The organism is Pseudomonas sp. UBA1879 (genome assembly GCF_002338065.1).
Classification (GTDB): domain Bacteria; phylum Pseudomonadota; class Gammaproteobacteria; order Pseudomonadales; family Pseudomonadaceae; genus Aquipseudomonas.
In genome coordinates this window covers 59,392-67,744 of the sequence record NZ_DDHJ01000006.1, presented here as the reverse complement: position 1 = coordinate 67,744, position 8,353 = coordinate 59,392, and the positions used below count along the sequence as shown (strand labels likewise).

Below are 8,353 nucleotides of genomic sequence, written 5' to 3'. Positions count from 1 at the left end.
CTTTCGCGGCCGTCGTGCCTCGGGCTGCTCCTACAGGTCCTGCGGCGAGCTTCGTTCATCTACCTAACGATGGACGCTGCCCCCACGCCGCAGGGTCGCGATCAGTTCTGAATCGCTTGCACCGACCCGCCGTCCACGCGCAGATTGCTGCCGTTGATGAACGACGCCCGGTCCGACACCAGGAGTGCGATGGCCGAGGCGACTTCTTCTGGCTTGCCGCGACGTTTTTGCACGATGCCTGGACGCTCTTCATCGAGGAAACTCTTGATGGCTTCATCGAACGAGACGCCCATTTCCTCTGCGCGTTTTTTCATCATCCCGTCGGTCATGCCGGTTTCGATGAAGGCAGGGGCCACGGTGTTGCACAGCACGCCGTGGGCAGCCTCTTTATAAGACAGGTTTTTGATGAACGCGCCGAGTGCGGCTTTCGCCGTGTTGTAAACCGCTTCCTCCCAGTAGGGCTGAACAGCGTTCTCCGACGTGATGCAGACAAAGCGGCCCCAGTTCCGCGAGCGCATCGCCGGGATTGTTGCCCGCGCCACGCGAACGGCGGAGAAGAAGTCGGTGTTCCACGCTTCCAGGTAGTCCTCATCCGGCAATTCCAGCGGATCGCCTTTAGCCCCAGTCACCCCGGCGGTGTGAACCACAATGTCAATCTGGCCGAACTTTGCCTGACCGGCCTTGACCACTTTCTCGACTTCGTCTTGGCGGGTCAGGTCAGCGGCAACGAACACGCACTCGGCCGCGACATCGGTGTAGGCCTTTTCCAGCGTGTCCTGATCGACGTCGCTCAGCACCAGACGCACGCCTTCTTCGCTGAGCAATTTCGCCGTGGCCAAGCCGATACCGCCGCTGGCACCGGTCACCAATGCCACGCGATTTTTGATTCCCAAATCCATACTCACCTCGTTGATAGTCACGTTTGAAAAAGCGAAATCCGCACCACAGCAGTGATCAGCTGCATTGTTCGCGGACAAAATCCAGCATCAATCCGGCCAGCGCCCGGGGCGTCTGCAGCGGCATCAGGTGTCCAGCGCCAGGGATGATTTCAAGCCGACTGCGAGTGAACGCGGCGAGCGTGGTACGACGTTGTTCTTCGGGGCCGGGGACTTGCTCGTCGGCTTCACCACACACCAGCAACACCGGACAGTCGAGGGTGCCGAGGCGATCGCTCCAGTCTTCACGACTGCCATGGTCGACCCAGGCGCGCCAGGCGTGCAGATTGACCCGTTGAGCATCGGCGATCGCCACTTCGCGAATGTCATCCGCCAGCCGGAATGCGCTGGATTCATCGACGAACGCTTCAGCTTCCGGGCGCGTTTTGCCGTAGCGGCGTTGCTGGTCGCGGTCCTCATCGCTCATTGGCTGCGGCCCAGGCGGCGAGGGGGCGACCAGCACAAGACCCTTCAAATAGGCAGGTTTGCGGGAGGCCAGCACGACGGCGACTTTGCCGGTCATGGAATGGCCGACCAGCACAACATTGTGTAAATCCAGGGTACGAATGAAGCGGTCTACGTAATCGACCATCGCTTCGACGCTGTAGCCCTCGACCTCAGCCGCATCGCCGAAACCTGGGGTGTCCAGCGCCACACACTGATGCTCGCCATCCAGGTACGGCAGGGTCGGGAACCAGGTCCGGTGAGAGCCGCCGAGGAAGTGCATGAGCACAAACGTCGCCGCACTGTCGCGTGACGACCGACCCTGTCGGCTGTGAGGAAGGCTGCTATCGAACTGACTGTGGACAGGCATCGCTGGCACTCGCATGGGGTTTGCCAGTGGAATAAAAACCGCACGGCAAAGTTCCACCGTTTTACCAACGTCATGCGCTTTTCAACGGACTGCGACCACCGGTCGTCAAAACTCGATTTCGCGCTGAACAATGGCAAATGGTCAGCAGTCATCTGGATTGAGCTCGTGTGGACAGCGCACACCTACAAAGTGCCCCCCGATCTTGCCTGTACCGTGACTGATAAGTGGAGAAACCGTTGATGACCGACTCGCCCGTGAACCGTCTACCCGTCGTGCCGCTGCCGTTCGAACAGTCTTTCGAAGTGATGCCTGACGATGAAGCCGAGACCAGTCAAGAGCTGGCCGAAACCCTGCACACGATCATGGAAACCACGTTCAAGGATGAGGGCCACGCCAATCGCAGCGTTCATGCGAAATCCCACGGCTTGCTGCGGGGTCGGCTTATCGTGCCCGAAGGACTGCCGCCGCAACTCGCTCAAGGGGCGTTCGCCAAGCCGGGCACGTTTCCGACGGTGATGCGCTTTTCGACCAACCCCGGTGACATTCTCGATGACAAGGTGTCGACGCCCCGTGGGCTCGCGTTGAAGATCATCGGGGTCGAAGGTCCGCGGTTGCCCGGCTCGGAAGGCGACGTTACCCAGGACTTCGTGATGCAGAACGCCAAGGCGTTCACCGCAGCGGATCCCAAGTCGTTTCTGAAAACCTTGAAGCTGCTGGCCAAGACCACGGACAAGGCGCCTGGCATGAAGAAAGCCTTCTCGGCGTTGTTGCGCGGGGTTGAATCGACCATCGAGGCCATGGGCGGCGAAAGCGGCACTCTGAAAAGCCTGGGCGGTCATCCCCAGACCCACATCCTGGGCGAGACGTTTTACACCGTCGTGCCGCTGCTGTACGGGCCGTATTACGTCAAGGTATCGGTGGCACCGGTGGCGGACACGCTGACCGCATTAACCGACCAACACGTGGATTTCGGCGGCAACCCGGATGGGCTGCGTCAGGCAGTGAGCGAGTATTTCGCCCAGCATGGTGGGGTGTGGGAGGTTCGCGTGCAACTCGCCACCGACCTGGAAAAAATGCCCGTTGAGGACGCTTCTGCGGTCTGGCCGGAAGACCTCAGTCCGTATGTCACCGTGGCGCGCATCGAGGTCGATCCGCAGCCGTCGTGGAGCCCGGAACACGTTCGGCAGATCGACGACGGCATGGCGTTCAGCCCGTGGCACGGCTTGCAGGCTCACCGCCCGATCGGCGGTGTGATGCGCGTGCGCAAACCGTCTTATGAGATGTCGTCAGGCTTTCGCGCAGCGCACAACGGCTGTCCGGTGCACGAGCCCCGTTGATCTTCCCTTTCTGGAATAGGTTTACCCATGCAGCTTCTTCACCCCGCCTCGCACACTGCCGCCCATTACCGCCCTTACACGTCTGCTTCAGGGGGATGGGGCTCGGCCCACTCGGTCATGAACATCCTCTGGCGCGAGCAGGCGCTCGGAAGGGCGCCTGCAGCCTTGCTTCGGCAAAACAAGCCGAAGGGGTTTGCCTGCGTCAGTTGTGCCTGGGCCAAACCGGGCAATCCCCATGCGCTGGAATTTTGTGAGAACGGCGCAAAGGCCACGGCGTGGGAATTGACGTCGCTGCGCACGGGGCCGGACTTCTTCGAACAGCATTCGCTGGCCGACCTGCGCCAGTGGGATGACTACGATCTCGAGCAGCACGGGCGCCTGACTCACCCTTTGCGCTACGACCCCACGACCGACCGTTACAAAGTCACGACCTGGGACGAGGCGTACGCCGAGATTGGCGCCCAGTTGCGTCAACTTAAGCCAGAGGAAGCGGTGTTCTATGCGTCTGGCCGCGCGTCTCTGGAAGCGTCGTTCATGTACCAATTGCTCGCGCGCGCCTACGGCAACAACAACCTGCCCGACAGCTCGAACATGTGCCACGAGAGCACCTCAGTGGGCTTGCAGGAAAGCATCGGGGTTCCGGTGGGTACGGTCACCCTTGCAGATTTTGAACACACCGACTGCATCTTTTTCTTCGGCCAGAACGTCGGCAGCAACAGTCCGCGCATGCTTCATCCGCTGCAGGAAGCGCGCAAGCGGGACGTGCCGATCATCACCTTCAATCCGCTGCGTGAACGGGGCCTTGAACGCTTCGTCAACCCGCAATCGCCCCGGGAGATGCTCGGCCCGGAATCCACCGTGATCAGCACCCAGTACCACCAAGTGGCGATTGGCGGCGACACGGCGGCGGTGATGGGCATTGCCAAGGCGTTGCTGGAAATGGACCGGGCGGGCGGCGGTAAGGTGCTGGATCACGGGTTCATCGCCGAACACACTGATGGTTTTGAGACGTTCGTCGCGGAGGTCGATCGGCACACCTGGCCCGAGTTGGAAAGCCGTTCTGGCCTCAGCCGCAGCGCCCTGGAAGCCGCCGCCACGGTGTACGCGCGCAGCGAACGGGTGATGATCATCTACGGCATGGGCATGACTCAGCATCGCCATGGCGTCGAGAACGTGCAGATGCTGGTCAACCTGCTGTTGATGCGCGGCAACATTGGCAAAACGGGGGCGGGGATCTGCCCGGTGCGTGGGCATTCGAACGTGCAGGGTCAGCGCACCGTGGGCATCACCGAAGACCCGGCCAAAGTGCCGAAGGACAAGATCGAAGCGCTGTTCGGGTTCAAGGTGCCGGAGCGCAAGGGGTTGGCGACGGTCGACACCTGCGAGGGCATCCTGGACGGCAGCGTCAAAGCCTTCATCGGGTTGGGCGGCAACTTCTTGCGCGCCATCCCTGACACGGATCGGATGGAACCCGCGTGGTCACGTCTGGAAATGAACGTGCAAGTGGCGACCAAGCTCAACCGGACCCATCTGGTGCCCGGTAAAAATGCGTGGCTGTTGCCATGCCTTGGCAAGATCGAACAAGACGTGCAGGACGGCGTCGATCAGGTGTACACCACTGAGGACAGTACAGGCTGCATACGCGCGTGGCAGGGCCGCAGCGAGCCAAGCGGTGAGCAGTTGCGCTCCGAGGTCGCGATCATCGCCGGCTTGGCGCGGGCGACGTTGAGCAGCGATGTGCGCATTCCCTGGGAAGAGTGGCGTCAGGATTACGCGAAAATCCGGGCAGCAATCAGCGAGGTCTATCCGGAGATTTTCCACGACATCGAAACGCGCATGTGGGAACAGGGCGGCTTTCACCGTCCGTTGCCAGCGGCCCAGCGCCAGTGGAAAACCGAAACCGGCAAGGCCCGCTTCATTGCACCGCGCGGCCTCGATGAGGACGATGATGTCTCGCCAGGGCATGGCGCCCGCGACGCGATCCAGCTGATGACCCTGCGCAGCAACGACCAGTTCAACACCACGGTGTACGGCTACAACGATCGTTTTCGTGGGGTCAGCGGGACGCGGAGCGTGGTGTTCATGAACCACAATGATGTCGTGCGCCTGGGCTTCGCCCCCGGGGAGTGGGTCAACCTGCGCACCGCCATCGAACCCGAAGTGCTGCGCGAAGTCGGCCCGTTGCAAATCATCGCCTACGACATTCCGGCAGGCTGCGCGGCGGCTTATTACCCCGAATGCAACCCGCTGGTCCCCCTCTGGCACCACGCCGAACGCAGCAAAGTCCCAGCGGCCAAGTCGGTGCCCGTGACGTTGCACAAGGCCCTACCGGATGCCAAGGCCATGAAACGCGCGCTGCCGCGGCGGGATCAGGTGGTGTAGAGGAGCAGACAGTCGGCGTCCATGAGGGCGTGGTCCTGCGCATTCATCTGTATCTCAAGACACTGGAGGACTCACGGCCGCGATGGGGTTCTGTCAGTCGACTCGCCGTTGACTGCTCCACCGCTGTCGCTGCCGTCGCAGGCTCCGGCGTCTCCTACAGAAATGGTGCCAAACCCTCAGACACCGCAGACCCGTAGGAGCCGCCGAAGGTACGACGGCCGCGAAGCGGTCTGTCAGTCAACGCATCTGTGCCTGCTGCACCGCTGTCGCTGCCGTCGCAGGCTCCGGCGTTTCCTACAGGAATGGTGCCAAACCCTCAGACACCGCAGACCGGTAGGAGCCGCCGAAGGTACGACGGCCGCGAAGCGGTCTGTCAGTCAACGCATCTGTGCCTGCTCCACCGCATCGCTGCCGTCGCAGGCCCCGGCGTCTCCTACAGAAATAGAGGCAAACCCTCAGACACCCCGGAGCCGTAGGAGCCGCCGGAGGTACGACGGCAGCGAAGGCGGCCTGACGTCGGGCGAGTGCGTCGGGGCGTTTGCGGTTGCGGTTTTTCATTGCATTCTCAGCTAGTCTTGCCCTTCGATTCGAGGAGTGTCACGGACAGTGACGGAGCAGGGCGCGCATGCAGAAGCTGGTAATCGGTATCGATCTGAGTACGACCACGTGCAAGGCCATCGCCTGGGATGCGCGGGGTCTGTTGGTGGCACAGGCGAGGGCGCCATTGGGGCTTTCGCGGCCGGCGCCGAACGCGTATGAACAAGACCCTGAAGATTGGTGGCGCGCCACCCAGCAGGCGTTGAAAGCATTGATACCGTTGATTCCGGGCGCCGCCATCGCCGCCGTGTCGATCGTCAACCAGCGCGAAACCGTTGCCGTCACCGACGCCGAAGACCGTCTCCTGCGTCCGGCGATGCTCTGGCTCGACGAGCGCCGCAAAGACGAAGTGGCCACCCTCTGTCAGCGCGTCGGTCATGAACGTCTGCACCGCATCACCGGCAAACCCCACGACTGGGCTCCGGCCATTTACAGTCTGGCGTGGCTGGCCGACGCCGAGCCGGAGCGGTTCCGACGCATTCGTCACGTTTACGAACCCCACGCCTGGCTGGTGCGCAAACTCACCGGCCAGTTCGTCACCAGCTGGGCCAGCGCCGACCCGTTTGGCGCCTTCGACATTCATCAACACCGTTGGGCAGACGATGTGCTCGGCGCGCTGCCCATCCCTCTCGACAGCGGTTGCTTTCCCACGGCATTCGCCCCCGGCTCGGTGCTGGGCGCGGTCACGGAAGCGGCTGAAACCCTCACCGGTCTGCCTGCCGGTACGCCGGTGGTGGCAGGGGGCGGCGATGGCCAGGCGGGCGGCTTGGGTATCGGCGTGGTCAGCGCGGGCACGGCGTATCTGAATCTGGGCACGGCCATCGTCTCTGGCGTCTATGCCAACACCCCATTGGTGAACGATGCCTTTCGCACCCTGTGCGCCATCGACCGCCAGGGCTATGTGCTGGAAACCTCGCTACGGTCCGGCACGTTGCTGATCAACAGCCTGCTCAAGCAGTTCTTCGACATTGACGTCGTGGCCCAGCCCGACAGCCTGATCCGTCTGGAAATCGAAGCCTCGCGCGTCGCCCCAGGCAGCGCCGGGCTGCTGCTGCTGCCGTACTGGAACGGTGTGATGAACCCCTATTGGGACCAGGATGCTCGGGGCTGTCTGCTGGGATTATCGCCCGATCACGGTCGTGCGCAGATCTACCGCGCCGTGCTCGAAGGCATCGCCTTGGAACAGGCTGTCGCGACCGAGCACATGGTGCAAGCGACGGGTGAACCGGTGCACACCTTCGTTGCCATCGGCGGTGGCGCGGCGAGCCGATTGTGGTGCCAGATCATGGCCGACATCACCGACCGCCCGGTGATTCGCGCCACGACGCAAGAAGCGTCGAGCCTGGGGGCGGGCATCGCGGCTGCAGTCGGCGCGGGCTGGTATCAAGACTTCGCCAGTGCGGCGCAGGTCATGACCCAGGATGGCGAAACCTTCCTGCCTAACCCGGCGCTGCGGGAATTCCATCGTGAATTGCTGGCGCTGTACGGCGAACTCTATCCGCGGCTGCGGGATCTGTATCCGCGTCTGGCGCGGCTCAGCCCCGGTCCGACCCCCGCACTCAACCAGCGCTGAAGCCGCCGTCCACGGTCAAGGTCACGCCATTGATCATCGCCGCATCGTCGCTCAGCAGAAACGCGATGGTCGAGGCAATTTCGCTCGGCTGAACGAAGCGACCGAGGGGAATGCGCGACAGCATCGACGCCGATTTGGCCGGATCGCTCCAGGCCTTTTCCGCCATCGGCGTCAGCGTCACCACAGGATTGACGCTGTTGACCCGAATCCCGTGTGGCCCCAGTTCCATGGCCATCACCCGGGTCATTGCGTCCAGCGCCGCTTTTGACGCGCAGTACGCCAGGTGATCGCGGGTCCCCACGCTGGCCGCGAGGCTGGAGACATTGACGATAGCCCCCGGCACGCCGCGGCGGATCAGATCGCGGGCCACTACTTGGGCGATGACCATCGGCGCTCGGGTGTTGACCGCCATCAAGTGATCAAACGTCGCCACCGAGGTTTCAAGCACCGATTCCAACTCGACCACGCCCGCACAGTTCACCAGCAGATCCAGTGGCAGCACCGTGGCCACCGCGGCCTGAGTGGCGGCTGCGTCGGCGAGGTCGACCACCAGTGTCTGATCACAGTAGGCGAGGTCGTCAGGGTTGCGCCCCAAAGCGATCACCTCGGCGCCGCAGCGCGTCAGCCATTGCACGGTTTCGCGGCCAATGCCTTTGCCTGCGCCAGTTACCAGAACGCGTTTGCCGAGGAAGTCGTAGGTGGCCATGGTCAGTGC

Annotated in this window: 6 protein-coding genes; 3 read left to right on the top strand and 3 right to left on the bottom strand. The window is 62.8% G+C overall.

What is annotated here, in order from left to right:
• Positions 1-101: 101 nt before the first annotated feature.
• Positions 102-899 (bottom strand): SDR family oxidoreductase, encoded by a 798-nt coding sequence (locus B3N48_RS08635; protein WP_296182110.1) that lies wholly within the window; start codon positions 897-899, stop codon positions 102-104.
• Between the two features lie 55 nt (positions 900-954).
• Complete coding sequence (locus B3N48_RS08630) at positions 955-1,662, bottom strand: alpha/beta fold hydrolase (protein ID WP_296182109.1); 708 nt, start codon at positions 1,660-1,662, stop codon at positions 955-957.
• Positions 1,663-1,988: 326 nt separating this feature from the next.
• Here B3N48_RS08630 and B3N48_RS08625 point away from each other — a divergent pair, with 326 nt between their 5' ends.
• The 3 genes from B3N48_RS08625 (at position 1,989) to B3N48_RS08615 (ending at position 7,638) form a co-directional block, all read left to right on the top strand.
• Positions 1,989-3,086, top strand: coding sequence for a catalase family protein (locus B3N48_RS08625; RefSeq protein WP_296182107.1), 1,098 nt, complete (start codon positions 1,989-1,991; stop codon positions 3,084-3,086).
• A gap of 27 nt (positions 3,087-3,113) precedes the next feature.
• Positions 3,114-5,468, top strand: coding sequence for an FdhF/YdeP family oxidoreductase (locus tag B3N48_RS08620; protein ID WP_296182104.1), 2,355 nt, complete (start codon positions 3,114-3,116; stop codon positions 5,466-5,468).
• Positions 5,469-6,093: 625 nt separating this feature from the next.
• Entirely contained in the window at positions 6,094-7,638 is a 1,545-nt protein-coding gene (locus tag B3N48_RS08615) for a xylulokinase (RefSeq protein ID WP_296182102.1), read from the top strand.
• Here the strand turns inward: B3N48_RS08615 and B3N48_RS08610 are convergent.
• A complete protein-coding gene (locus B3N48_RS08610) occupies positions 7,625-8,344 on the bottom strand; it encodes an SDR family oxidoreductase (RefSeq protein ID WP_296182100.1) in 720 nt (239 codons plus the stop codon). The two genes, B3N48_RS08615 and B3N48_RS08610, sit on opposite strands and share 14 nt — an antisense overlap.
• Between the last annotated feature and the right edge of the window lie 9 nt (positions 8,345-8,353).